This window comes from Microbacterium sediminicola (assembly GCF_039531125.1).
Classification (GTDB): Bacteria; Actinomycetota; Actinomycetes; order Actinomycetales; family Microbacteriaceae; genus Microbacterium; species Microbacterium sediminicola.
In genome coordinates this window covers 942,782-966,105 of sequence record NZ_BAAAPL010000001.1, presented here as the reverse complement: position 1 = coordinate 966,105, position 23,324 = coordinate 942,782, and the positions used below count along the sequence as shown (strand labels likewise).

Below are 23,324 nucleotides of genomic sequence, written 5' to 3'. Positions count from 1 at the left end.
GAGGCGGGGTGACGTGCAGGAATCGGCAGGGACGGCGGAGCCGCATCGGGGCAGTTTCGCCGCCGAGCACCTCTCGCCCTCCTACCCGCAGCGTGCCCCCTGGGGTACGGCGCAGCGGCTGCGGGCGTGGCAGGCCGAGGCTCTCGACCAGTACTTCGAGGCCGATGGGCCCGATGGTCCGGGATCAGGACCCCGCGACTTCCTCGCCGCGGCGACGCCCGGTGCCGGGAAGACGACCTTCGCGCTCCGGCTGGCCACCGAGCTGCTGCGGCGCGACGTGGTGGACCGGATCGTGGTGGTCGCGCCCACCGAGCACCTGAAGACCCAGTGGGCGGATGCCGCGGCACGCGTCTCGCTGCGACTGGACCCGCACTTCTCGAACCGTCACGGGCGTCCGGCTCGGCACTACCAGGGCGTCGCCGTGACCTACGCGCAGGTCGCCACGAAGGCATCCGTCCACAAGGACGTGACCGAGACAGCGCGCACCCTCGTCATCCTCGATGAGGTGCACCACGGCGGCGACGCGCTGAGCTGGGGAGACGCACTGCGTGAGGCGTACGGCCGCGCGACGCGGCGTCTGCTGCTGTCGGGGACCCCGTTCCGCAGCGACATCGCCCCGATCCCGTTCGTCGAGTACCACCCGACGGTCGAAGGCATCCGGATCTCACGCACCGACTACGACTACGGATATCGCCGCGCCCTCGAAGACGGCGTCGTGCGCCCGGTCATGTTCCTGGTCTACGCCGGACAGATGCGCTGGCGCACGCGCGCCGGTGACGAGATGGAGGCTCAGCTCGGGCAGGACAACACCAAGGACATCACGGCACAGGCGTGGCGCACGGCCCTCGACCCCTCGGGTGAGTGGATTCCGGCGGTGCTGCGCTCGGCCGATCGGCGCCTGAGCGAGGTGCGTGAGCATATCCCCGACGCCGGTGGACTTGTCATCGCGACGGATCAGACAGCGGCGCGCGCCTATGCCGAGATCCTCCAGGCCGTCACGGGGGAAGAACCCACTGTCGTCCTCTCGGATGAGGCCGCGGCATCCGCGCGTATCGAGGAATTCTCGGCATCCACGAGACGCTGGATGGTCGCCGTGCGCATGGTCTCCGAGGGGGTCGATGTGCCGCGACTGTCGGTGGGTGTCTACGCGACGTCCGCCTCGACCCCGCTGTTCTTCGCGCAGGCGATCGGGCGCTTCGTGCGTGCGCGTCGGCGGGGAGAGACCGCGAGCATCTTCCTGCCGCATGTTCCGCAGCTCATGGGTCTCGCCGGAGAACTCGAGCGCCAGCGCGACCACGCGCTGGACCGCAGCAGCGAGGACGACGACTGGAACGCCGAGGAAGATCTCCTGACCGCCGCGAACCGCGAGGAGTCGGGATCGGACGAGCTCACCGACGAGTTCGAGTACGCGGCGCTCGGGGCTGTCGCCCACTTCGACCGCGTCCTGTACGACGGCAAAGAGTTCGGTCAGCTCGCTACGCCCGGCACTCCCGAAGAAGAAGAGTTCCTCGGCCTTCCGGGACTGCTCGAGCCTGAGCACGTCCATGAGCTCCTGATGCAGCGTCAGGCGCGCCAGGGACGACATCGTGAGGCGCGCGAGGCCCGGGACGGGCAATCCACAGATGTCGCGGCGGCCAATGCGCCCCCCGCTCCGCTGCACCGTACGTTGAAGGAGCAGCGTCAGCTGCTGAACAGCCTTGTCGGCTTGTATGCGCGTCAGTCCGGCGAAGCGCACGGTCTCGTGCATGCGGAGCTGCGGCGACTTTGCGGAGGCCCCGCGGTCTCGCACGCCACGGTGGCCCAGTTGCAGGCACGCATCGAGCTGCTGCGCGCGCGCGTCCGGGCTTAGGGCGGGGTTCGGAGACCCGAAAAGCTGGCAAATGCGGTCTTCCGGCGGCTTTCGGAACGCCGAATCGCCTAGCGTTGCCGACGACGAGGACGAGTCGTTGACAAGGGTGTTGGCGCACACGACGAGGGAGAGCCAATGACCACGCAGCCGAGCGCGCGCGACCGCCGCGCGTGGGCGCAGTACCTCGTCGACGAGCGTGCGGAAGCGCAGGTCTACCGTGAACTCGCGGCTCGCCGCGCGGGCGAGGAGCGGGAGATCCTGCTGGCCTTGGCCGAAGCCGAGCGCCGCCACGAAGCGCACTGGCTCGCCCTGCTGGGCGGAGAGCCAGAGAAGCTGCCACACCCGAAGGCCTCCACACGACTTCTGGCATGGATGGCCCGTCACTTCGGCTCGATCTTCGTGCTCGCACTCGCCCAAAATGCGGAGGGCCGCTCACCGTACGACTCGGACCCGTCGGCGACCCCGCAGATGGTCGCCGACGAGAAGGTGCACCACGAGGTGGTGCGCGGACTCGCCGCGCGAGGTCGACGACGATTGTCGGGGACGTTCCGCGCCGCCGTCTTCGGCGCGAACGACGGGCTCGTCTCCAACCTGGCGCTGGTCATGGGCATCGGCGCGACCGGTGTCGCACCGCAGTTCGTGCTCTTCAGTGGGCTTGCCGGCCTGCTGGCGGGCGCGTTGTCGATGGGGGCGGGGGAGTTCGTCTCGGTGCGTTCCCAACGAGAGCTCCTGGATGCCACGCAGCCCAACAACTACGCGGACGAGGTGCTTGGCGATCTCGACCTGGACGCGAACGAGCTGGCGCTCGTCTATCGCACGCGAGGGATTCCGCATGCCGAGGCTCTCGAGCGCGCGCGGGCGATCATCGCCACGGCGCAGGCCGCGGATCGCTCGGTGCCGTATCGCCGCGCACCCGAGGCCATCGGTGATCATGAGGTCGTCGGCGGGGCCTGGGGGGCGGCCGGGTCGAGCTTCCTGTTCTTCGCCTCTGGTGCGATCATTCCGGTGCTGCCGTGGATTCTCGGCCTGTCGGGCGTTGCCGCCATCGTCACGGCGCTCGTTCTCGTCGGTATCGCACTGATGAGCACCGGAGCCATGGTGGGGCTGCTCTCGGGGGGGCCGCCGCTGCGGCGGGCGCTGCGTCAGCTCGCGATCGGCTTCGGTGCCGCCGCCGTCACCTACGGTCTTGGGCTCGCCTTCGGCATCTCCCTCGGCTGACCCCGGGGCGGCACCCGCCGCAGCACCCGCCGCAGCGTTGGCCGTGCACGTCGCCGAAGTAGGAGAAATCGCCGAGGTAGGACGGACACGCCGTACGTGGTCCTACTCTCCCGATATCTCCTACCCGCACGTGGAGGCGTCGCGGTGACAACGCCACGGACAAAACGAAAAAGGGCCCCTTTCGGGACCCAGTTTCGTTCTGTGCGCGAGGGGGGACTTGAACCCCCACGCCCTAATACGGGCACTAGCACCTCAAGCTAGCGCGTCTACCTATTCCGCCACCCGCGCAAAGTGGTTTCGGTTTCGCAACCGAGGATCGACACTATCACGTCCGGGGGCCTCTGGATAATCGGTCCGGAGGCGCTGGAAACATCCACGCCATCGGATGCGAGTAGGTTGGTCGGCGTGCTCGACCCGAACCGCGAACTCTCCGAGGTGGCATCGCTCGCGCGCGATCTCATCCGGTTCGACACGACCAATTGGGGTGGCGGCAAGGCTCGCGGCGAGCGCGAGGCGGCAGAGTACGTCGGGGCGTATCTGAGCGACCTCGGTCTGCGCCCGCAGTTCTACGAGCCCATCGAGCGGCGCACCAACGTCTGCGCCCGGGTACCGGGGAAGAATCGCGACAAGCCGGCGCTGGTGGTGCACGGCCACCTCGATGTCGTCCCTGCCGTCGCTGCGGACTGGAGCGTCGATCCCTTCGCCGGTGAGGTGCGCGACGGCATGCTCTGGGGGCGGGGCGCCGTGGACATGAAAGACATGGATGCCATGATCCTCGCGGCCGTGGCGGACATTCTGCGCGGCGGTGATCAGCCTGAGCGCGACCTCATCCTCACCTTCTTCGCCGACGAGGAGAACGGGGGAGTCGAAGGCTCCGCCCTCGTCGTGCGGGATCATCCGGAGTGGTTCGAGGGCGCAACCGAGGCCATCAGCGAGGTCGGCGGCTACTCGATCGACCTCGCGGGTCGCCGCGCCTACCTGCTCCAGGTCGGCGAGAAGGCACTCGTGTGGATTCGCCTGGTGGCGCGCGGGGTCGCCGCTCACGGGAGTGCGTTCCACCGCGACAATGCGGTGACGCGCCTGGCTGAGGCGGTGGCGACGCTCGGCCGCACCACCTGGCCCGTCGAGATGACGGCGACGACCACCGCGCTCACACAGCGCATCGCGGAACTCTGCGGAACCTCCGACACCGATCCGGATGCGGTGACGGCGGCCGCCGGTCCCGCCTCACGCTTCCTGCGGTCGACGATCCGAACGACGGCCAACCCCACCGGCTTCGGTGCGGGCTACAAACACAACGTCATCCCCGACGCCGCCGAGGCGCTGATCGATGTGCGCACGCTTCCCGGCGGCGAGGAGCGGGCGCTCGAACAGATCCAAGAGCTCGTGGGGGAGGACATCGAAATCCAGATCGTCCACCGCGACATCGGGCTCGAGGTCCCCTTCGAGGGGGACCTCGTCACCGCGATGGTCGACGCGCTCGGTCGCCACGATCCGGGCGTTCCGGTGCTGCCCTATCTGATGAGCGGCGGGACCGACAACAAGTCCCTGGCCGCGCTCGGTATCAGCGGGTACGGCTTCGCGCCGCTCAAGCTCACCGGCGACCTGGATTTCACTGCGATGTTCCACGGTGTGGACGAGCGTGTCCCCCTGGATGCCCTCGACTTCGGGCAGCGGGTCCTCGGTGACCTGCTGCGCACCTACTGATCGAAAGGTTCGCCTTGCTGCTGGAAGCACTGATTCTCGGGCTGGTCCAGGGGCTCACCGAGTTCCTCCCCGTCTCTTCGAGCGCCCACCTGCGCATCCTGGGCGAGTTTCTGCCCAGCGCGGGTGACCCGGGCGCGGCATTCACCGCCATCACCCAGATCGGCACCGAGGCGGCTGTGGTCGTCTTCTTCTGGCGCGACATCGTGCGCATCGTCACGCGATGGTTCCAGGCCCTGTTCCGCCGGATCCCCGCCAACGACCCCGACGCACGTCTGGGATGGCTCATCATCATCGGCTCCATTCCCATCGTCGTCCTGGGCCTCCTCTTCCAGGATGAGATCGAGACGACCTTGCGGTCACTGTGGCTGGTGGCCGGGATGCTCATCTTCTTCGGAGTGCTCCTGGGTATCGCCGACATGGTGGGCGCCAAACGCCGCAAACTCAAGGACATGACCGTCGGCAACGGCGTGATCTACGGTTTCGCGCAAGCACTGGCGTTGATCCCCGGAGTATCGCGCTCGGGCGGCACGATCACTGCCGGGCTCTTCATGGGATACGAGCGTGCCGCGGCTGCCCGCTACGCATTCCTGCTCGCAATTCCGGCGGTCTTCGGCAGTGGCTTCTATCAACTCTTCAAGAGCTTCGACGAGCAGGGGCCGTTCACTCCCCTCGAGACCGGCGCGGCCACGATCGTCGCATTCCTGGTGGCGCTGGGCGTGATCGCGTTCTTCATGAACTGGATCTCCAAGCGCAGCTTCCTGCCCTTCGTGATCTACCGCGTGGCGCTGGGCTCAACCGTCCTCGTGCTGCTGAGCATGGGTGTCATCCAGCCGTATTGACGCCTCCCAGCGGTGACCCTGATCAGGACCGACGCGGGTCGTCGCGGCCGGGCTTGCCGTCACCGCCGCGTCGCAGGTACTTCTCGAACTCCTGCGCGATCGCATCGCCCGAGGCCTCGGGGGAGTCCCACGTGTCTCGGGTCTTCTCGAGCTGGCGGATATAGTCCGTCATCTCCTCGTCGTCGGCGGCGGCCGCGTCGATGGATGCTTCCCACACCTGCGCCTGGGTCGCGAGGTCACCGCGATCGACCTTCGCTCCGGTGAGGTCCTCCAGCCGGTCCAGCAACGCGAGGCTCGCCTTCGGCGAGGGGGTGTGGCCGGCGACATAGTGCGGGACGCTCGCCCACATCTGGGCGGAGGGGATACCCGCGGCATCCGCCACATGGGACAGGACGCTCAGGATGCCGACAGGCCCCTCGTAGGTGCTGCGCTCCAGTTCCAGCCCCGCCCGGACCCTGTCGTTGTCGCTTCCGGCGAACACCGAGATGGGGCGAGTGTGAGGGACATCGGACATCATCGAGCCCATGACGACGAGCCCTGTGATGTCTTCGCGAAGCGCGACATCCACGAGCTCGGCGGCGAAAGCCTGCCACGCGCGCGCGGGCTCGACGCCGGTCAGCAGCCAAAGCTGGGTGCCGCGAGTGGGCCTGGCGGGACGAAGGATCGTCGCCTCGGGCCACTCCAGCTCGCGGCGCCCGTCGGCGGTCGTTTTCAGCTGGGGCCTCGTGTACTGGTAGTCGAAGTAGAGTTCCGGGTCCACCGAGTAGACCGGCTCGTAGCTCCTCGATTCGCGCACGTGGCCGAGCGCCGAGGTCGCTGCCTCGCCCGCGTCGTTCCATCCGTCGAATGCTGCGACCAGAACGCGTCGTCCCAGAGCCTCCACATGACCTCCTCATCGGGGGTGAGTCCTCCCAGGATAGGCGTGCCCGTGACATTCGGGGCCGGTCGCGCAGCCGGTGCGTCGTTAGGCTGGTGCAGTGAGTGCACCATCGCTGGCCGCCGTTCTCTGGGATATGGACGGCACCCTCGTCGACACCGACCCCTACTGGATGGCGGCAGAGACCCCGCTCGTCGAGAGCTTCGGCGGCGTGTGGAACCACGAGAAGTCGCTCGCTCTCGTCGGGCTCGGGCTCGATGACGCGGCACGAGTGCTGCAGGAGGCGGGCGTGCGCATGGCGGTCCACGACATCGTCGATCACCTCACGAGCGAGGTGATGCGCCGCATCGCGGAAGACGGCGTGCCGTTTCGACCGGGTGCACGTGAGCTGCTCGCCGATCTCAAGGCCAGCGGCACCAAGACCGCCCTGGTGACGATGTCGCTGCGACGGATGGCGACCCACGTCGTGGAGATGATCGACTTCGAAGCCTTCAACGTCGTTGTTGCAGGTGACGACGTGACACGCCCGAAGCCGTACCCGGACCCGTACCTGCGCGCCTGCGAGCTGCTGGATGTCGAGCCCACCGAGACCGTGGCCATCGAGGACTCCCCGAACGGTCTTCGCTCGGCGGTGGCTGCCGGCTCCGTCGCGATCGGTGTGACGTCCATCGTGTCGCTCGAGGGCACCGGCGCGCACGCGGTGTGGCCGACGCTGTCCGGGGTCACGGCATCCGACCTGTCAGAACTGCACCGTGTGCAGAGCGAGAAGAGACGCACATGAGCATCGACCGACCAACCGGGCCCTTCCGCGAAGGCGATCGCGTCCAGCTCACCGGTCCCAAGGGCAAGCTGCACACGATCACGCTGCGTGCCGACGGTGAGTTGCACACCCACCACGGCGTGCTGCGCCATGGCGAGCTGATCGGCCGGCCCGACGGATCCGTGGTGACAAACAGCGCCGGCCATGAATACCTCGCGCTGCGCCCGCTGCTGCGCGATTTCGTCATGTCGATGCCGCGGGGGGCGGCGATCGTCTACCCGAAGGATGCCGCGCAGATTCTCGCCGAGGCGGATGTCTTCCCGGGAGCCGTCGTCGTCGAAGCCGGCGTCGGTTCGGGGGCGCTGTCGCTGTGGCTGCTGCGGGCGATCGGGGAGAACGGACGACTGGTCTCTTTTGAGCGCCGCGAGGATTTCGCAGAGGTCGCTCAGGCCAATGTCGAAACGTTCCTCGGGAAACGCCCCGCCAACTGGGACGTGAGAGTCGGGGACCTCGCCGAGGAACTGCCGAGCGCCCTTGCGCCCGCGTCGGTCGATCGCGTCGTCCTGGACATGCTCGCGCCCTGGGAGTGCGTCGATGTCGTTGCGGACGCGCTCACTCCGGGCGGCGTCGTGCTGTGTTATGTGGCCACCGCGACGCAGCTGAGCCGCGTCGCGGAGTACATCCGCGGGACGGGCCTGTTCACCGAGCCGGATGCGAACGAGACGATGGTGCGCGGCTGGCACGTCGAAGGTCTCGCGGTGCGTCCCGATCACCGCATGGTCGCGCACACCGGTTTCCTCATCTGGGCGCGGCGCCTCGCACCCGGGGCGATCCCACCCGAGCAGAAGCGGCGCGCCTCGAAGAGCAGCTACGGCGACGAGGATGTCGAACTGTGGACTCCGGGGGCGGTCGGCGACCGCGAGATCTCCGACAAGAACCTCCGCAAGCGGGTGCGGGAGGCGCAGCGCGCCGCGGACGGGGCTCGACTGGCCGCCGAAGGTCGCGGTGGCGACGATGCGGATGGTCCTGCCTGACCCACACGGGCGCCACGCCCCGAGCGGGGAGGCCGAGGGGAGAGCACCTAGACTGATCCGGTGCGAAAGACTCCTGCCCTCCTCGCCGTCCTCGGACTGTCCGCTCTCGCGCTGACCGGCTGTGCGTCGGCCGGCCTCGATTCGTGCGACCGTGTCGAGGCCGCGGGCGTCGACATGAGTTCGATCGTCACGGTGGACGGCGAGTTCGGAACGATGCCCGGGGCATCCGTGTTCGCGCCCTTCCACATCGATGAGACCTCGTGGGTCGATGTCTCCGATGGGGAGGGTGAAGGCCTCGTCACCCCCGCACAGCTGCTCGTGCTCGACGCGACCATGTACGCCGGCAGCACCGGTGAACAGCTCGCCACCAGCGCGTACGACGGCTCGTACTCCTCGGTGTACTCATGGCAGACGTGGATCAATGCGATGCCGGGTCTGGAGGATGCCTTGGCCTGCGCGACCCCCGGCACGCGTATCGTCGTCGGTCTCCCGGCCGGCGAGATCGACCCGGACTACGCGGCCACCGTGGGACTGGGCGCGGATGAGTCCGCGGTGCTGGTCGTCGACATCCAGAAGGTGTATCTGTCCAAGGCCAACGGGGCGGATCAGTTCACCGACAGCAACGGCCTGCCCTCCGTGGTCCGGGCACCCGACGGGCGTCCCGGGGTGGTCATCCCGGACATCGCCGCCCCCACCGACCTCGTCGTCCAGGTCATCAAGAAGGGCGACGGCGCCGTGGTCACCGCCGATGACGCGGTGCGTGTGCACTACACGGGACTGCTGTGGGACACCGGCGAGGTGTTCGATACGAGCTGGGACGGAGACCCGGTATCGATGACGCTCGACGGTGTGATCGACGGCTTCGCGCAGGCGCTGGACGGGCAGACCGTGGGGTCGCAGATCCTCGTCGTGATCCCGCCCGAACTCGGCTACGGCGACACGGCATCCGGCTCGATTCCCGCCGGATCCACGCTCGTGTTCGTGATCGACATCCTGGGCATCGACGGCGTCGCGTCCTGACCGGACCGGCGTCCCCCCGCCCCTAGGATGAGGGCGTGTCGACCAGAGCCTCTTCGAAGACGCCGCCCGAACAGCGGCTGGTGAACCTTGTGGTCGCGCTCGCGGGCACCGAGATCGGCCTGCGCAAGGACACGATCCTCGCAACCGTCGCGGGTTACCGTGAGCAGTCCGAGTCGGGTGTCGCCAAGGTCGCCCTCGAGAAGATGTTCGAGCGCGACAAGGAAACTCTGCGCGGACTCGGCGTGCCGATCGAGACGATCGGGGATCCCGCGGATCCCGACGATCTGCGCGAAGCGCGATACCGAGTGCCGGTGTCGGAGTATCAGCTGCCCGCAGACATCGAATTCTCGCCCGCCGAGCTGGCGCTGCTGAATCTGGCCGGGGGAGTGTGGAGTGAGAGCTCGATGTCCGAGGACGCGCGCACGGGGCTGCGCAAGATCCGGGCGCTCGGTATCGAGGTCGACAGCCCGATCGTGGGGTACGCACCGCGCGTCAATGTCCGCGAGGCGGCGTTCGTACCGTTGCAGACCGCGATCGACCAGTCGCGCACGGTGGTGTTCACCTACCTGCGTCCCGGTGGTAGTGAGGCCAGACGACGTCGGATGCAGCCGTATGCCCTCGTCGAATACGAAGCACGCTGGCATGTCTACGGGCACGACCTGGACCTCGGCGAGGAGCGCACTTTCCTGCTCTCTCGCATTGCGGGGGAGGTCGAGCTCGGCGCCGCCGTCGATCCCGATCCCCGTGCGAGCGGGGCGGGGACGCGTGCGCTGGCGCAGCTCGAACAGCTTGCTGCGCAACAGCGCGCGCTGGTCGAGATCACACCGGGAACAGAGGCGGCGCTGCGGCTCGCCCGGCGGGCCGATCCTGCGGCTCAGGGCCATTGGGTGCCGTACGTCGACGTTCACATCTTCGCCGATGAGCTGGCGTCCTACGGGCCGGAGGTGCGCGTCGTCGAGCCGGCGTCGCTGCGAGAGCAGGTCATCGACCGGCTGACCCGAGCCATCGCCGCGCACACGGACACCGAGGGGGGCGCATGAGCAAGCCGACACTGACCTCGGCCTCCGACCGAGCGGCGATCCTGCTCCAGCTGGTGCCCTACCTGGTGGGCCAGGCGGAGGTCTCGGTCGCCGAAGCCGCGGCCGAATTCGGCGTGAGCGCGGATCAGATGCGCGCCATGGTCGAGTCCCTCACCGTGATGGGGCTTCCCGGCGGAATGCACAACGACCTGTACGACATCGACTGGGATCTGCTCGAGAGCGAGGATGTCATCTCGCTGACCTCCTCGGTCGGGCTCGAACGCGCTCCTCGACTGACCGCACGAGAGGCGGCCGCGTTGCTGGCAGGACTTCAGGTCGCGGCGGCGATCCCTGGGGTCGCCGAATCCGAGGTCTATGCGGGACTGCTCGCGAAGCTCGCCCGGGGCGCCGCGAGCGCGCCGCTGGAGGTCTCGATCGCGGCAGGACCCATCGACGATGCGCGCCGCGCTGTTGCCGCGGCGCTCGGCGCGGGCGTCGCAGTGAGCTTCACCTACAAGGCTCCGGACGCCGCGGCCACCACACGCACGGTCGACCCCGCGACGGTGATGATGACGAACGGGCAGTGGTATCTGCAGGGCTGGTGTCATCTGCGGCAGGCGATGCGCACCTTCCATCTGGAACGGGTGAGTGGCGTCGCGCTCACCGACATCCCGATCACCCATGCCCGCGAGACGAGCCCCGCGTGGTTCGACGATGCGAGCGGGACCCTGATCGCGGTACTGCGGTTCCCGACGTCGGTCGCGCCGCTACTCGGCGATTACCTTGAACGCGCCCAGGTACGTGAGATCGACGCGAACACGAGCGAGGCGCACATGCCGATCGGTGATGAGCTGAGCCTGAGACGGCCGGTGGTTCGCCGGGGCGGCCAGGTCGAGCTTGTCGCCCCCGTGTCGGCCCGGGCCGCGGCGCGCGCGTGGGCCGAGGCGGGACTCGCGCAGTACGCGGCGGACACGACGCATCCGTGAGTGTTCCTCGTCACCGGCACGAGGGAGCGGGGTAGACTGGCGGTACCGCAATTGTGAGGAGACCCCATGGGGAACGCGTTCGGGTGGCCGCACCTACTGATCATTCTCGCGGTGATTCTGCTGCTTTTCGGGGCGGCGAAGCTGCCCGCGCTGGCCAAGAGCCTGGGCCAGTCGGCCCGCGTCTTCAAGGGTGAGATGAAGGCCATGAAGGACGACGACGCGACAGATGCCGCGAAGCCCGACGTCGCCGCATCGGAGTCGGCGGATTCTGGGACCGCCAGCGGCACGTCGACATCTTCGTCCGGCGGCGGCAGTACCAGTACGACATCCTGACCCCCGCGCGTGGCGAAGAGTACACAGCCGCGTGTGAAGGAACCCCGCCGGCCCCGACCTGATCGTCGGATGTCGCTCGGCGAGCACCTGGTCGAGCTGCGAAAGCGGCTCATGATCGCAGCGATCGGCCTCGTCGTGGGGATGGTGATCGCGTTCATCGTCACGGAGCCCGTCATCCGGCTCATCACGATTCCGATCATCGATGTCGCCGCGCTGCGCGGAGACACCGTGGACGTGCAGGTCATGTTCACAACGGTGACCAGTCCTTTTGATCTGAGGATCAGGATCGCGCTCGCGATCGGTCTGTTGTTGTCGGCTCCCGTGTGGCTGTGGCAGGTGTGGGCGTTCATCATGCCGGGTCTGACGCGCAAGGAGATCGGCTATACGGTCGGCTTCGTCGGCGCCGCCGTCCCGCTGTTTTTTGCCGGCACAGTCGTGGGGTGGTTCGTGCTGCCCCACATCGTCGAGATCATGGCCACCTTTGCGCCCGATCAGACGGCGCTGTACTACGACGCCGTCACGTACTACGACTTCGTGTTCAAATTCTTCCTCGTGATCGGCATTGCCTTCGTGCTCCCCGTGTTCCTCGTCGCCCTCAATGTCGCCGGGGTCATCTCCGGCCGCGACATCCTGAAAGGGTGGCGGATCGCGGTTCTTGTGGCCACGATCTTCGCGGCGGTGGCCACGCCCGCGGCCGACGCGGTATCGATGCTGCTGCTGGCAGGCATCCTCGTCGTGCTCTTCTTCGCGGCCGCAGGAGTGTCGATGTTGTTCGATCGACGACGACGGCGCCGAGAGTCCGCCATTCTGCCCCCGGAGCCGGCATCGTGACGGATCTGAGCCCGGCGGACCGGTACGCGCGGGCACGTGAAGCGCGCGCCTCCCCGGTGACCGCCGCCTTCGCCGCGTCACAGCGGTTCGAGCTGGACCCGTTCCAGATCGCGGGGTGCGAGGCGCTGGAGGCCGGTCGGAGCGTCCTGGTGGCGGCGCCCACCGGCGCGGGAAAGACGATCGTCGGCGAGTTCGCGATCCACCTTGCGATGCAGACGCCGGCCGACAAGGCGTTCTACACGACGCCGATGAAGGCACTGTCGAACCAGAAGTTCCGTGAGCTCGTCGATGTCTACGGTCCCGACGACGTGGGTCTTCTCACCGGTGACACCAACATCAACGGCAATGCGCGGATCGTGGTGATGACCACGGAAGTGCTGCGCAACATGCTGTACGCCGATTCGCCCGCACTTCGCGGGCTGCGGTTCGTCGTGATGGATGAGGTCCACTACCTGGCGGACCGCTTTCGCGGAGCAGTGTGGGAAGAGGTCATCATCCACCTGCCGCAGAGTGTGCACCTGGTGTCGCTGTCGGCGACAGTGTCCAACGCGGAAGAGTTCGGCGACTGGCTCGACACGGTGCGCGGTGACACCGAGGTGATCGTCTCCGAAACCCGGCCCGTCCCCCTCGAACAGCACGTGCTGGTGCGCGGTGATCTGCTGCCGCTGTTCGACGACCGTGCGGGCGCCGCCGCCGCGCAGGTGAACCAAGAGCTCATGCGCATCCGCTCTTTCAAGGGCGGGAACGTGGAGCGCGCCACCAACCGGGGCCGGGACGGCTATCGCAGCGGAGGCGGGCGTCGGCCCGGACGCGGAGGACATCGCCCGGGAGGCATCCCGCGACTGGAGCGGATCGACCGCCCTGAGGTGATCCAGCTCCTGGGTCGGGCCAATCTGCTCCCCGCGATCTTCTTCATCTTCAGCCGCGCCGGCTGCGACGCTGCGGTCCAGCAGGTCCGACGATCCGGCATCCGCCTCACGACGACGGAGGAGCGGGTCGAGATCCGTCGGATCGTCGAGCAGCGCACGCGCACTCTCCTCGATGAAGATCTCGCCGTGCTCGGGTATTGGGAGTGGCGGGAGAACCTCGAGCGTGGCGTCGCCGCCCATCATGCGGGGCTCCTGCCGGCGTTCAAAGAGGTCGTGGAGGAGCTTTTCCAGCGCAAGCTCGTGCGCGTGGTGTTCGCGACCGAGACGCTGGCACTGGGGATCAACATGCCCGCACGCACAGTGGTTCTGGAAAAGCTCGAGAAGTTCAACGGCGAGGCCCGTGTGGCGATTACCTCGGGGGAGTACACGCAGCTCACCGGTCGGGCGGGACGTCGGGGCATCGACGTCGAGGGTCATGCCGTCGTGCAGTGGACCGAAGCGATGGATCCGCAGGCGGTCGCGGCGCTGGCATCGCGGCGCACCTACCCTCTTAACTCCAGCTTCCGGCCCACGTACAACATGGCCGTCAACCTCATCGACCAGTTCGGCCGTCCGCGCGCGCGGGAGATCCTCGAGTCGTCTTTCGCGCAGTTCCAGGCCGACCGTGCGGTCGTCGGACTCGCGAGGCAGGTGAAGGACGCCGAGGAGTCCCTTGACGGATACAAGAACGCGATGCAGTGCGATCGCGGGGACTTCGCGGGCTACGCCTCGATCCGCCGCGAGCTGAGCGATCTCGAAAAACTCAACCGCAAGGACGCGAACGCATCCCGTCAGACCCGCGATGCTCGGCAGAAGCGGATCCAGGATCTGCGTCGGCGCATGCAGCGGCACGCGTGCCACACGTGCCCCGACCGCGAGCACCACGCGCGGTGGGGCGAGCGCTACTGGAAACTCTCGCGCACCGCGGAGCGACTTCGCCAGCAGATCGAGAGCCGCACCGGCACCGTCGCGCGCATCTTCGACCGGATCGTCCGGGTGCTGGAGAGCCTCGACTACCTATCCGTCGATGAGGCCGGCGCCGTGCAGCTGACAGCGGCGGGCCGCACGATGCGGCGCATCTACGGCGAACGCGACCTGCTGGTGGCCGAGTCGCTGCGACAGCGCTTGTGGGACGAGTTGGATGCCGCATCCCTGGCATCCTTGGCATGTTGCCTGGTCTACGAACCTCGCAGGGACGAGGCAGGAGCGGGGGAGAGGGACCATCCGCGGGGCAAATTCCGCGCGGCGCTCGCCCAGACGCAGGACCTCTGGCAGCAGTTGGATGATCTGGAGCGCGAGGCGCGGCTTCCGGGCTCGGCGCCGCTTGCGCCCGGGCTCGCGCAGGCGATGTATTCGTGGGCACGGGGTCTGCCGTTAGACCGCGTCCTGCGTGAGGCAGACATGGCCGCCGGTGACTTCGTGCGTTGGGCCAAGCAGACGATCGACCTGCTCGATCAGATTTCGCTCGTCGCCGAGCCTCAGTTGGCCGCCACGGCGCGTCGGGCTCTGGACGCGGTGCGCCGCGGCATCGTCGCCTACGCCGCCGTCTGACGAACGCAACTTAGGGTGGAGAGCGTGCCAGGAGTTCGACAGGTCCGCCCGATTCTTCCGCTGTGGGCCGCCGTGCTCGTCGCCGTCGCGGCGGGCTTCATCCTGGATCTCGCCTATCCGTCGGTGGGATGGTGGCCGCTCGCTTTCCTCGGCGTCGGGCTCTCGCTGGTCGCGCTCGTCGGGCGATCCCTCTGGGGATCCGCGCTGGTCGGGTTTGTCTTCGGGATCACCTTCTACCTGATCCACATCGTGTGGCTCAACCGCTATCTGGGTGTGATCCCCTGGTTCGCTCTTGCCGGCGCCGCCACGATCTACGTCACACTCGGATCGGTGCTGATCACGCTCGCCTACCGTTGGATGCCGCGCGCATGGCCGGGACGGTGGCCGCAGCTGATCGCCACGCCACTTCTGATCGCGGCACTCTGGACGTTGCGCGAGTTCGTGACCGGATCCTGGCCCTATAGCGGCTTCCCCTGGGCCCGCGTCGCGATGAGCCAGTCCGAAAGCCCGTTGGCCCACCTGACCTCGTGGGTCGGAATCTCAGGTCTGTCGTTTCTCATGGTGGCCTTCACAGCCATGCTGATCGAGTGGCTCCGTGCGCGAGGCTGGCGCGACCTCCGCACGGCGGCGCCGTTCGCCGCACTCGGGGTCATCCTCCTGCTCGTGCCGCAGTTTCCGACGACTCCAGCAGGCACGTTCACCGTGGGCAGTGTGCAGGGCAACGGTCCTTCGGGCTACTTCGATCCGCGGGCGCGCAATGACGTGCTCAACGCTCAGGTGCTGGCCAGCAGCGAACTCTTCGGCGACGAAATGGATCTGATGCTGTGGCCTGAGGGCGGCATCGATTCGGATCCCACTGCGAATTCCACGACGGCGCAGGTGCTGGATGCGGTGTCAGACGCCGCTGGTGCGCCGCTTCTCGTCAACGCGGCCACCGAGCGCGACGGCCTCATTTTCAACACTTCGATGCTCTGGATCGGTGGGGAAGGGGTGCAGCAGTACCACGACAAGGCCCATCCTGTGCCGTTCGGGGAATATGTGCCAGATCGATGGTTCTACGAGCTGCTGGTTCCCGACCTCGTCGGGCTCATCCAGCGTGAGTATGCGCCGGGTACCAACCAGCCCTACGTCGAGGTCGATGGCGTCGGCATCGGGCTCGCGATCTGTTTCGATGTGATCTACGACGACGTCATCGAGGCCGGTGCCCGGGACGGGGCGCAGGTGTACATGTTCCAGACGAACAACGCGGATTTCCGCGGCACGGACGAGAACCTCCAGCAGCTGGCGTTCGCGCGGATGCGTGCGATCGAGACGGGGCGGTCGGTCGTGAACATCTCCACGGTCGGCACGAGTCAGGTCATCGCCCCCGATGGGACGACGATCGATGCGCTTCCGGCGGATACCGCCGGCGCGATGCTCACCGAGGTTCCGCTGCGCACCGGTCTGACACCGGCCATGCTGGTCGGCACGGTCATCACCAACGTCATCGTGCTGGCGGGCCTGGTTGGGCTGATCGCCGCCGGAATCTTTGCACGGGCCACATCCAGACGCGACGAAGCGCCGGCCTCGGGAGGGGAGGTCGGCGCTTCGTCGGGATGATCAGGCGCTGATCTTGTCAGTGGTGGCGGCGTCGCCGCGACGCGCACGAACGTAGGCGAGGCGCTCTTCGAGCAGAGCCTCGAGCTCGGGGATCGTGCGGCGCTCCAGCAGCATGTCCCAGTGGGAACGCGGCGCCTTCTCGTTCGAGTGATCCGGGGTGGCGACGGTGTCGCCGGTGCGCAACAGTGCCTCGGCGCCGCAGCTGCGGCACTCCCACGTGTCAGGGACGTCGGCGTCGGCCGCGAACGTCAGCGCGGTGTCACGTCCACAGGACGTGCAGTTGTAGATGAATTGTGCCCGCTCATGAAAAACGACGCCGTCCTCGCTCTGTAGGCTGGAGGCGCCGAGACGCATGCCGCGGAGGCTGCGGTCTGCCATTGTGTGGTCCTCTCGTCGCTCGCTCAGGTATAACGCGCGTACCTGTGCAGATCATCCGAACGGGAGCGCGCGAGCTCGAACTCCCAGCGGATCCTCAGCCTCTCGTAGGTGAGGCGAAAGTGGCCAACGCCAGGTCGGCACGATCCGTGACGATCCCCGCGACACCGAGGGCGACCAGCCGTCGCATCTCGGCGGCATCATTGACCGTCCAGACGTGGACTTCCACCGAGAGCATGCGCGCCACGTGCAGCAGTCGCGGGGTCACGATCCGGACCGCCCCACGGCGTTCGGGAAGCTGGAGCGCATCGATGCCTGCCAGGGCGGACCGCACCAGCCGGTCCGAACGCACCGCGATCCCCGCCAGCAGCTTCACGATCGTCTCCCGTCCGCCGGAGGTCGCGGGGGAGCCTCCGGCCTTGTGGGCGGCGGCCAGCGCCGCGTGCCGACGGGCATCGGAGAAGCTGGTGAGCAGGACGCGCTCGGCATGGGGCGCGACGAGGGTTCCGACGGGAACCGCCGCGGCGGGGGCCTTGACGTCAAGATTGAAGCGCGTTCGCGGAAAGTCGCGCAGGGCATCGCGCAGCGTGATGAGTTCACCGCGACCCGCCATGAGCCGGGCGAGCTCGGCGGCCGTGACCTCAGCAACGGCGCGCGGGTCGCCCGTGACCCGCCGCAGATCGCTGTCGTGAAAGAGGACCACCTCACCATCGACTGTCAGATGACAGTCGGACTCCACGTACAGTGCCCCGGCATCGCGAGCGGCCGCCACTGCGGCGTAGGAGTTCTCGAGGATCTCCTGCCCAACAGACAGGCCGCGGTGCGCCAGGATGCGCGGGGAGGGCGCGTCCTGGAAGTACGGATGCGTCACTCTGTGGGGTTCTGCGGTGGCTTGGGGCCGAAGGCGTTCGAGACGGTCTTCAGCGCCTCGGTCAGCTCGCTCGGGATGATCCACAGCTTTGATGACGGACTCTCACTGATCTTCGGCAGTGTCTGCAAGTACTGGTACGCCAGTAGCTTCTCGTCCGGATCACCGGCGTGGATGGCGTTGAAGACGGTCTGGATCGCCTCGGCCTCACCTTCCGCCCGCAGGATCTGGCCCTGTTTCTCGCCTTCTGCGCGCAGGATCTCTGCCTGTCGCGCGCCCTCAGCCTGAAGGATGGCGGACTGCTTGGTGCCCTCTGCCGTCAGGATCGCGGCACGCCGGTCGCGCTCGGCACGCATCTGCTTCTCCATCGAGTCCTGAATCGATGCGGGCGGATCGATGGCCTTCAGCTCCACGCGTGAGACACGGATGCCCCACTTGCCCGTTGCTTCGTCCAAGACCACCCTCAGCTTGCTGTTGATCTCGTCGCGGCTGGTCAGTGCCTCCTCGAGATTGAGGCCGCCCACGACGTTGCGCAGCGTGGTGGTGGTGAGCTGTTCGACCGCACCGAGGTAGTTAGAAATCTCGTAGGTGGCGGCGCGGGCGTCGGTGACCTGGAAGTACACGACGGTGTCGATCGAGACGACCAGATTGTCCTCGGTGATCACCGGCTGCGGCGGGAAAGACACCACTTGCTCGCGCATGTCGAGGAGTGGGAGCACGCGGTCGATGAAGGGCACGAGGACGTTCAATCCGGGCGAGAGGGTCTTGTGGTACCGCCCCAGCCGCTCGACGATGCCCGAGTTGGCCTGCGGGATGATGCGAATCGAGCGGAAGACCACCACGACCACGAAGATCGCGAGGACCAGCAGCAGGATGAGGACGAAGATCTGGCCGACGAAGGGCCCGATGTCAATCACCGTCAGGAGTCCTTTCCAGGGGGAGGAGGTGCCGATGCGGCCGGCTCCACGTCCACCGACGCGCCACGGACGGCGACAACGGTGACTGCGGCGCCGACGGCGAGGTCGCCGAGGCCAGGTCGCACACGCGCGCTCCAGGTTTCGCCGTTGTCGAGCTTGACCTCGCCCGCGCCGTCGACGAAGACCACGACGGCGCGGCCCGGCATCCCGACGATCGCATCGACGTTCGTGAGCGTCACGGGGGAGGAGCGCTTGAGTGCGCGCAGCAGAAGTGGGCGGATCGTGAAGAGCAACAGTGCGCTGATCGCTGCGGCCAGACCGATCTGCAACCACCACGGTCCACCGAGCAGGTTCGCCCCGAGGCCGCCGATGAGGGTCCCCGCAGCGAGCATCAGGAAGGTGAACTCGAGGGTCAGCAGCTCGATGATGACGAACACGAACACCAATGCCAGCCAGAGGATCCACAGGTACTGCGTGAGATCAGGCAGCATCGCGGCTCCTTTCCGCCGGCTCTTGAGTTGAATCTACCAACGTCGGGCCCGGCTGGGCAGGTTGATAGTGTCGTAGGGTCCGCCCGGATGGGCGCCATACCCGTGCGGCCGTGGCCGCAGCAGTTTCAGGAGCACTTCCGTGACCGATATCTCCCCCCCGATCGCCCCCGGTACCCTGACCGGAAAGACCGCACTCGTCACCGGCTCTTCGCGGGGTATCGGCGCCGACACCGTGCGCTATCTCGCTGCCGCCGGCGCGAACGTCGTCATCAACTTCCGCAACAAGGCTCCCCGCGCGGAAAAGCTCGCCGCTGAAGTCCGCGAGCTCGGCGTGGAGGCACTCGTGGTCGGCGCAGACCTCACCGACGGCGACTCTGTTGCAGCCATGTTCGACGCGGTGAGCGACGCCTTCGGTGGCCTCGACATCCTCGTCCTCAACGCCTCGGGCGGGATGGAGGGCGGCATGGCAGCGGACTATGCCCTGCAGTTGAACCGCGATGCCCAGGTCCGCGTCCTCGAGACCGCGCTCCCGCTGCTGCGGGGTGATGCCCGCGTCGTGTTCGTGACGAGCCACCAGGCCCACTTCATCCGCACGACGGCGACGATGCCGGAATACGAGCCGGTCGCACTGTCCAAGCGTGCCGGCGAAGACGCGCTGCGTGAGCGGATTCCCGCCCTCGCCGAGCGCGGTATCGGTTTCGTCGTGGTCTCGGGGGACATGATCGAGGGCACGATCACCGCGACTCTCCTCGAGCGCGCGAACCCTGGCGCGATCGCCTCTCGCCGCGAGTCGGCCGGCAAGCTCTACAACGTGTCGGAATTCGCCGCCGAGGTCGCGCAGGCGGCCGTAGACCCGGTCCCCGCCGACAACACGCGCCTCGTCGGCGATATCAGCTCGTTCGCTCCGGAGGCCTGAGACTCCCACCGCACACGAAGTGAGGGGCATCGCGAACTGATCGCGGTGCCCCTCACTTCCGTGGTTGGTGTCAGGCGATGCCCTTGCCGAAGGTGAAGGCGCGGATGACCTGGATGAGCCCGAGCACAACGAGCGAGATGCCCAGCAGCCACCAGAGCACGATGGCTCCCCACAACGGCGAGAAGAGCAGGATGATACCTGCGACCAGGCTCAGGATGGCGAAGAAGATCGTCCATCCCTTGGACGCGGAATCACCGACGGTCGTGAGTGAGACGATGCCCTCGACGATCCACATGACACCGACCAGGATGCCCAGGAAGATCGCGAACCAGCCGGTGGTGTCGGCAAGGTTGAAGAAGGCGAAGATACCCGCCGCGATGAAGATCACGCCCAGGACGATGTGACCGACGCGGGCCCACCCTCCCATCGACTTGGAGAAGATGCCGAGGCCGCCGTAGACGAGACCGCCCACGATGGCGTAGATGGCGATGATCGCGGTGACGACCATCGCGGTGCGGCCGGGCCACACCAAGATGAGGATGCCGACGATGAGCGAGAGGACACCGGCGATGCCGAGTGCGGTGCGGACGCCGTTGACGGCCTCCTTGGTGACGGAGCTTTCCGTAGACATGATTCCCTTTCTGGGAGTCTGCTGAGAACGATTCACCGCCAGCGTAGCGCTGCGTGCATCCGTTGTGGGGGAGAAGCGCTCAGCCGAGGAGAACTGTGACGATGAGAAGCAGTGGGATGCACAGGATCGTGGTCAGCAGGATGGTGTCGCGCGCGATGATCTGACCCACCCCGAAGCGCTGGGCGTAGTTGTAGACGTTCTGCGCCGACGGCAGGCTGGCGAGGACCACCACGATGAGCACATCGTGGGCACCGAGGCCGAAGACGAACTCTGCCAGGACCCACGCGAGCAGTGGCATCGCGACGAGCTTGAGGGCTGTTCCCAGGATGATGTCGGGACGGCTCTCGGCGGCGCCGAGTACGCGTTGACCGTGCAGCGACATGCCGTAGCGGATGAGGAGGAGCGGCACACACGCCGCGGCCAGGAAGCCGAGTGGTTCGGAAACGACGGCGGGCAGCTCGATGTCCGAGACGGATGCTAGCACTCCCAGCAGCGACCCCACCACGATCGGGTTGGTGATGGTGCGTACCGCGATGCGTCGTGCCGAGGCGCCCCCGGCGGTTGTCGCTTCGAAGATCGCCATCGAGATCGGGGTGAGGAAAAGCAGCTGGAAGAGGATGACCGGCGCGGGGTACGCGGCGGAGCCGAGAATGTACAGCGACAGCGGGATGCCGATGTTGTTGGAGTTGACCTGGCCTGCCGCGAGCGCTCCGATGAGGGTGTCGGCGGTCGAACGGCGCCACACGAAGCGCGCGATGGCGGCGTAGCCGAGAATAATGACCGTCGCGGTTATGGCCGACACGGGCAGGAGCGCTGAGAAGAGGGTGTGCACGTCCGCGTCGGCGAGCACCACGAACAGCAGCACGGGGGAGAGCACGAAGTAGACGAGGCGGCCGAGCACAGCACCGCCGGTCTCTCCGAGCAGATTGATCCTACCGATGACGTAGCCGACGACGATCGCCACCCCGACCACGGCGAAGCCGGTGACCGCGTCAAGCATCGGGGGAGTACCTCACCCCGCCACGCTACCGGGATCTCACCGCTCGTCCGAGGGACCCGTGTCGTGGCTGCCCGGATGCGGAACCGGCGCGGCGACAGGGTACTCACCCGTGATGCTTTCCCGGGCGCGGGCGGCCTCCAGAATGCGCCCGCGGAAGAAGAACCAGCCGACGATCAGCAACGGAATGATGATCACGAGAGACCCCACCGTGAAGGTGCCGACGGGGTAGTCGAACGCCATCAGCACGAGCACGACCGCCAGGAAGATCAGCGTCGCGTAGGACGTGTAGGGCGCGCCGAACAGTCGGAATGCGGGGCGCGTGACACGGCCGCGCTTGGACCAGCGGACGAGTTGGATCTGGCTGAGCATGATCGTCGCCCAGCTGGCGAGGATTCCCAGCGAGGCCATGTTCAGGACGATCTCGAAGGCTGCCTGCGGCACGATGGCGTTCAAACCCACGCCCACCAGAGCGAAGCACGTCGTGACGAGCACGCCGCCGTAGGGCACGCCTTGCTTGCTCATCCGTGACGTGAACTTGGGCGCGGCGCCGTTCATGGACATGGAGTGCAGCACACGACCTGTCGAGTACAGACCCGCGTTGAGGCTGGAGAGGGCGGCGGTGAGGACGACCATGTTCATGAGCGAGCCGGCGATCTGGCCCGCCTCGGGAGAGCCGATGTGCGAGAAGAACGTCACGAACGGGCTCTGGCCTCCGCTGTAGACCGTGTAGGGGAGCAGTAGCGACAGCAGAAGGACCGAGCCGACGTAGAACACGGCGACGCGGAAGATCACCGAATTGATCGCCTTCGGCATGACCTTCTCGGGATTCTTCGTCTCACCCGCCGCGGTACCGACCAGCTCGATGCCGGCGTAGGCGAACACGACGCCTTGGGTCATGATGATCGCCGGCAGGATGCCGTTGGGGAAGAATCCGCCGTTGTCGGCGATCATCGCGATGCCGGTCTGCCCGGCGTCGGTGGGCCACCCCGCCACGAGGAATACGGTGCCGATGACGAGGAACGCGATGAGCGCAGTCACCTTGATGAGGGCGAACCAGAACTCGAGTTCGCCGAACACCTTCACCGACAGCAGGTTGACTGTCACGACGATGCCCAGGGCGATGAGCGCGAGCAGCCACTGTGGCACCGTCGTGAAGGCACTCCAGTACTGCACGTAGAGGGCCGCGGCGGTGGCATCCACGATGCCGGTCATCGCCCAGTTCATGAAGTACAGCCAGCCGGCGACGAACGCGGCCTTCTCGCCGAGGAACTCCCGCGCGTAGGACACGAACGAGCCCGACGATGGGCGGTGCAGCACGAGCTCACCCAGCGCCCTCAGGATCAGGAACGCGAAGAATCCGCAGACGAGGAAGATCAAGGCGACGGACGGGCCAGCCTGATGTAGTCGGTCGCCGGTGCCCATGAACAGGCCGGTCCCGATCGCGCCGCCGATGGCGATCATCTGCAGCTGGCGCGAGGACAATGACTTGTGGAAGCCGGATTGCTCGGCGGCATACCCGGCCTCGGAGGGCCGCGACTCACCGGCGGGTGACTCAAGTTCTTCGGGTGAGAGATGTTCCTCGGACACTGCGTGAG

Annotated in this window: 22 protein-coding genes and 1 tRNA gene; 14 read left to right on the top strand and 9 right to left on the bottom strand. The window is 67.2% G+C overall.

The genetic code is table 11. The features are described from left to right. Positions 1 to 13 precede the first annotated feature (13 nt). Both ABD206_RS04475 and ABD206_RS04470 read left to right on the top strand, forming a co-directional pair. The gene (locus tag ABD206_RS04475) at positions 14 to 1,849 is read left to right on the top strand and encodes a DEAD/DEAH box helicase (RefSeq protein ID WP_344069827.1); all 1,836 of its coding nucleotides are present in this window, start codon (positions 14 to 16) and stop codon (positions 1,847 to 1,849) included. Positions 1,850 to 1,984: 135 nt separating this feature from the next. Next, positions 1,985 to 3,067: a VIT1/CCC1 transporter family protein gene (locus ABD206_RS04470; protein WP_344069825.1), complete on the top strand. Its 1,083-nt coding sequence runs from the start codon at positions 1,985 to 1,987 to the stop codon at positions 3,065 to 3,067. Between the two features lie 202 nt (positions 3,068 to 3,269). Here the strand turns inward: ABD206_RS04470 and ABD206_RS04465 are convergent. Further along, positions 3,270 to 3,355: transfer RNA gene (locus tag ABD206_RS04465), tRNA-Leu, on the bottom strand. A 117-nt stretch (positions 3,356 to 3,472) separates the two neighbouring features. Here ABD206_RS04465 and ABD206_RS04460 point away from each other — a divergent pair. Beyond that, the gene (locus ABD206_RS04460) at positions 3,473 to 4,774 is read left to right on the top strand and encodes a M20/M25/M40 family metallo-hydrolase (RefSeq protein WP_344069823.1); all 1,302 of its coding nucleotides are present in this window, start codon (positions 3,473 to 3,475) and stop codon (positions 4,772 to 4,774) included. Between the two features lie 14 nt (positions 4,775 to 4,788). Beyond that, positions 4,789 to 5,613, top strand: coding sequence for an undecaprenyl-diphosphate phosphatase (locus ABD206_RS04455; protein WP_344069821.1), 825 nt, complete (start codon positions 4,789 to 4,791; stop codon positions 5,611 to 5,613). 22 nt (positions 5,614 to 5,635) lie between these two features. On the opposite strand, the gene ABD206_RS04450 is transcribed toward ABD206_RS04455, so the two are convergent. Beyond that, positions 5,636 to 6,496, bottom strand: coding sequence for a PAC2 family protein (locus ABD206_RS04450; RefSeq protein WP_344069819.1), 861 nt, complete (start codon positions 6,494 to 6,496; stop codon positions 5,636 to 5,638). 94 nt (positions 6,497 to 6,590) lie between these two features. Here ABD206_RS04450 and ABD206_RS04445 point away from each other — a divergent pair, with 94 nt between their 5' ends. The 9 genes from ABD206_RS04445 to lnt all read left to right on the top strand — a co-directional run bounded on the left by ABD206_RS04445 (position 6,591) and on the right by lnt (position 16,531). Next, positions 6,591 to 7,271, top strand: coding sequence for an HAD family hydrolase (locus tag ABD206_RS04445; protein ID WP_344069817.1), 681 nt, complete (start codon positions 6,591 to 6,593; stop codon positions 7,269 to 7,271). Beyond that, positions 7,268 to 8,284 (top strand): tRNA (adenine-N1)-methyltransferase, encoded by a 1,017-nt coding sequence (locus ABD206_RS04440; RefSeq protein ID WP_344069815.1) that lies wholly within the window; start codon positions 7,268 to 7,270, stop codon positions 8,282 to 8,284. The genes ABD206_RS04445 and ABD206_RS04440 overlap by 4 nt, the downstream gene beginning before the upstream one ends. Positions 8,285 to 8,344: 60 nt before the next feature. Next, positions 8,345 to 9,304 carry an FKBP-type peptidyl-prolyl cis-trans isomerase gene (locus ABD206_RS04435; protein WP_344069813.1) on the top strand — a complete coding sequence of 320 codons (960 nt, stop codon included), beginning with the start codon at positions 8,345 to 8,347 and terminating at the stop codon, positions 9,302 to 9,304. Positions 9,305 to 9,339: 35 nt separating this feature from the next. Next, positions 9,340 to 10,344: a helix-turn-helix transcriptional regulator gene (locus ABD206_RS04430; RefSeq protein ID WP_344069812.1), complete on the top strand. Its 1,005-nt coding sequence runs from the start codon at positions 9,340 to 9,342 to the stop codon at positions 10,342 to 10,344. After that, complete coding sequence (locus ABD206_RS04425) at positions 10,341 to 11,309, top strand: helix-turn-helix transcriptional regulator (protein WP_344069810.1); 969 nt, start codon at positions 10,341 to 10,343, stop codon at positions 11,307 to 11,309. Before ABD206_RS04430 ends, ABD206_RS04425 begins: the two co-directional genes overlap by 4 nt. 66 nt (positions 11,310 to 11,375) lie before the next feature. Then, positions 11,376 to 11,642 carry a twin-arginine translocase TatA/TatE family subunit gene (gene tatA, locus ABD206_RS04420; RefSeq protein WP_344069808.1) on the top strand — a complete coding sequence of 89 codons (267 nt, stop codon included), beginning with the start codon at positions 11,376 to 11,378 and terminating at the stop codon, positions 11,640 to 11,642. Between the two features lie 69 nt (positions 11,643 to 11,711). Further along, positions 11,712 to 12,473 carry a twin-arginine translocase subunit TatC gene (tatC, locus tag ABD206_RS04415; protein ID WP_344071418.1) on the top strand — a complete coding sequence of 254 codons (762 nt, stop codon included), beginning with the start codon at positions 11,712 to 11,714 and terminating at the stop codon, positions 12,471 to 12,473. Then, positions 12,470 to 14,932, top strand: a complete 2,463-nt coding sequence (locus ABD206_RS04410) for a DEAD/DEAH box helicase (protein WP_344069806.1) — start codon at positions 12,470 to 12,472, stop codon at positions 14,930 to 14,932. Before tatC ends, ABD206_RS04410 begins: the two co-directional genes overlap by 4 nt. A gap of 24 nt (positions 14,933 to 14,956) precedes the next feature. Further along, positions 14,957 to 16,531, top strand: coding sequence for an apolipoprotein N-acyltransferase (gene lnt / locus ABD206_RS04405; protein ID WP_344069804.1), 1,575 nt, complete (start codon positions 14,957 to 14,959; stop codon positions 16,529 to 16,531). Here lnt and ABD206_RS04400 read toward each other — a convergent pair whose 3' ends face one another. The 4 genes from ABD206_RS04400 to ABD206_RS04385 all read right to left on the bottom strand — a co-directional run bounded on the left by ABD206_RS04400 (position 16,532) and on the right by ABD206_RS04385 (position 19,182). Then, positions 16,532 to 16,909 carry an RNA polymerase-binding protein RbpA gene (locus tag ABD206_RS04400; protein ID WP_344069802.1) on the bottom strand — a complete coding sequence of 126 codons (378 nt, stop codon included), beginning with the start codon at positions 16,907 to 16,909 and terminating at the stop codon, positions 16,532 to 16,534. It abuts the gene before it with no gap. A 94-nt stretch (positions 16,910 to 17,003) separates the two neighbouring features. Further along, positions 17,004 to 17,777: a glycerophosphodiester phosphodiesterase family protein gene (locus ABD206_RS04395; RefSeq protein WP_344069799.1), complete on the bottom strand. Its 774-nt coding sequence runs from the start codon at positions 17,775 to 17,777 to the stop codon at positions 17,004 to 17,006. After that, positions 17,774 to 18,691 carry an SPFH domain-containing protein gene (locus tag ABD206_RS04390; RefSeq protein WP_344069796.1) on the bottom strand — a complete coding sequence of 306 codons (918 nt, stop codon included), beginning with the start codon at positions 18,689 to 18,691 and terminating at the stop codon, positions 17,774 to 17,776. Before ABD206_RS04390 ends, ABD206_RS04395 begins: the two co-directional genes overlap by 4 nt. 2 nt (positions 18,692 to 18,693) lie before the next feature. Continuing rightward, a complete protein-coding gene (locus tag ABD206_RS04385; RefSeq protein WP_344069794.1) occupies positions 18,694 to 19,182 on the bottom strand; it encodes an NfeD family protein in 489 nt (162 codons plus the stop codon). 148 nt (positions 19,183 to 19,330) lie between these two features. Here ABD206_RS04385 and ABD206_RS04380 point away from each other — a divergent pair, with 148 nt between their 5' ends. Next, positions 19,331 to 20,098, top strand: a complete 768-nt coding sequence (locus ABD206_RS04380) for an SDR family oxidoreductase (protein ID WP_344071415.1) — start codon at positions 19,331 to 19,333, stop codon at positions 20,096 to 20,098. A 70-nt stretch (positions 20,099 to 20,168) separates the two neighbouring features. On the opposite strand, the gene ABD206_RS04375 is transcribed toward ABD206_RS04380, so the two are convergent. From ABD206_RS04375 to ABD206_RS04365, 3 genes are all read right to left on the bottom strand, one after another. Next, positions 20,169 to 20,729 carry an HdeD family acid-resistance protein gene (locus tag ABD206_RS04375; protein ID WP_344069792.1) on the bottom strand — a complete coding sequence of 187 codons (561 nt, stop codon included), beginning with the start codon at positions 20,727 to 20,729 and terminating at the stop codon, positions 20,169 to 20,171. A 79-nt stretch (positions 20,730 to 20,808) separates the two neighbouring features. Beyond that, entirely contained in the window at positions 20,809 to 21,729 is a 921-nt protein-coding gene (locus tag ABD206_RS04370) for an AEC family transporter (protein ID WP_344069789.1), read from the bottom strand. 36 nt (positions 21,730 to 21,765) lie between these two features. After that, entirely contained in the window at positions 21,766 to 23,316 is a 1,551-nt protein-coding gene (locus tag ABD206_RS04365) for an amino acid permease (protein ID WP_425561156.1), read from the bottom strand. Positions 23,317 to 23,324: the final 8 nt, after the last annotated feature.

Excerpts from the sequence above, each read along its gene's own strand:
- ABD206_RS04470 (WP_344069825.1), top strand. The coding sequence starts at position 1,985 with ATGACCACGCAGCCGAGCGCGCGCGACCGCCGCGCGTGGGCGCAGTAC.
- ABD206_RS04440 (WP_344069815.1), top strand. The coding sequence starts at position 7,268 with ATGAGCATCGACCGACCAACCGGGCCCTTCCGCGAAGGCGATCGCGTC.
- ABD206_RS04425 (WP_344069810.1), top strand. The coding sequence starts at position 10,341 with ATGAGCAAGCCGACACTGACCTCGGCCTCCGACCGAGCGGCGATCCTG.
- tatA (WP_344069808.1), top strand. The coding sequence starts at position 11,376 with ATGGGGAACGCGTTCGGGTGGCCGCACCTACTGATCATTCTCGCGGTG.
- tatC (WP_344071418.1), top strand. The coding sequence starts at position 11,712 with ATGTCGCTCGGCGAGCACCTGGTCGAGCTGCGAAAGCGGCTCATGATC.
- ABD206_RS04400 (WP_344069802.1), bottom strand. The coding sequence starts at position 16,909 with ATGGCAGACCGCAGCCTCCGCGGCATGCGTCTCGGCGCCTCCAGCCTA.
- ABD206_RS04385 (WP_344069794.1), bottom strand. The coding sequence starts at position 19,182 with ATGCTGCCTGATCTCACGCAGTACCTGTGGATCCTCTGGCTGGCATTG.
- ABD206_RS04375 (WP_344069792.1), bottom strand. The coding sequence starts at position 20,729 with ATGTCTACGGAAAGCTCCGTCACCAAGGAGGCCGTCAACGGCGTCCGC.
- ABD206_RS04370 (WP_344069789.1), bottom strand. The coding sequence starts at position 21,729 with ATGCTTGACGCGGTCACCGGCTTCGCCGTGGTCGGGGTGGCGATCGTC.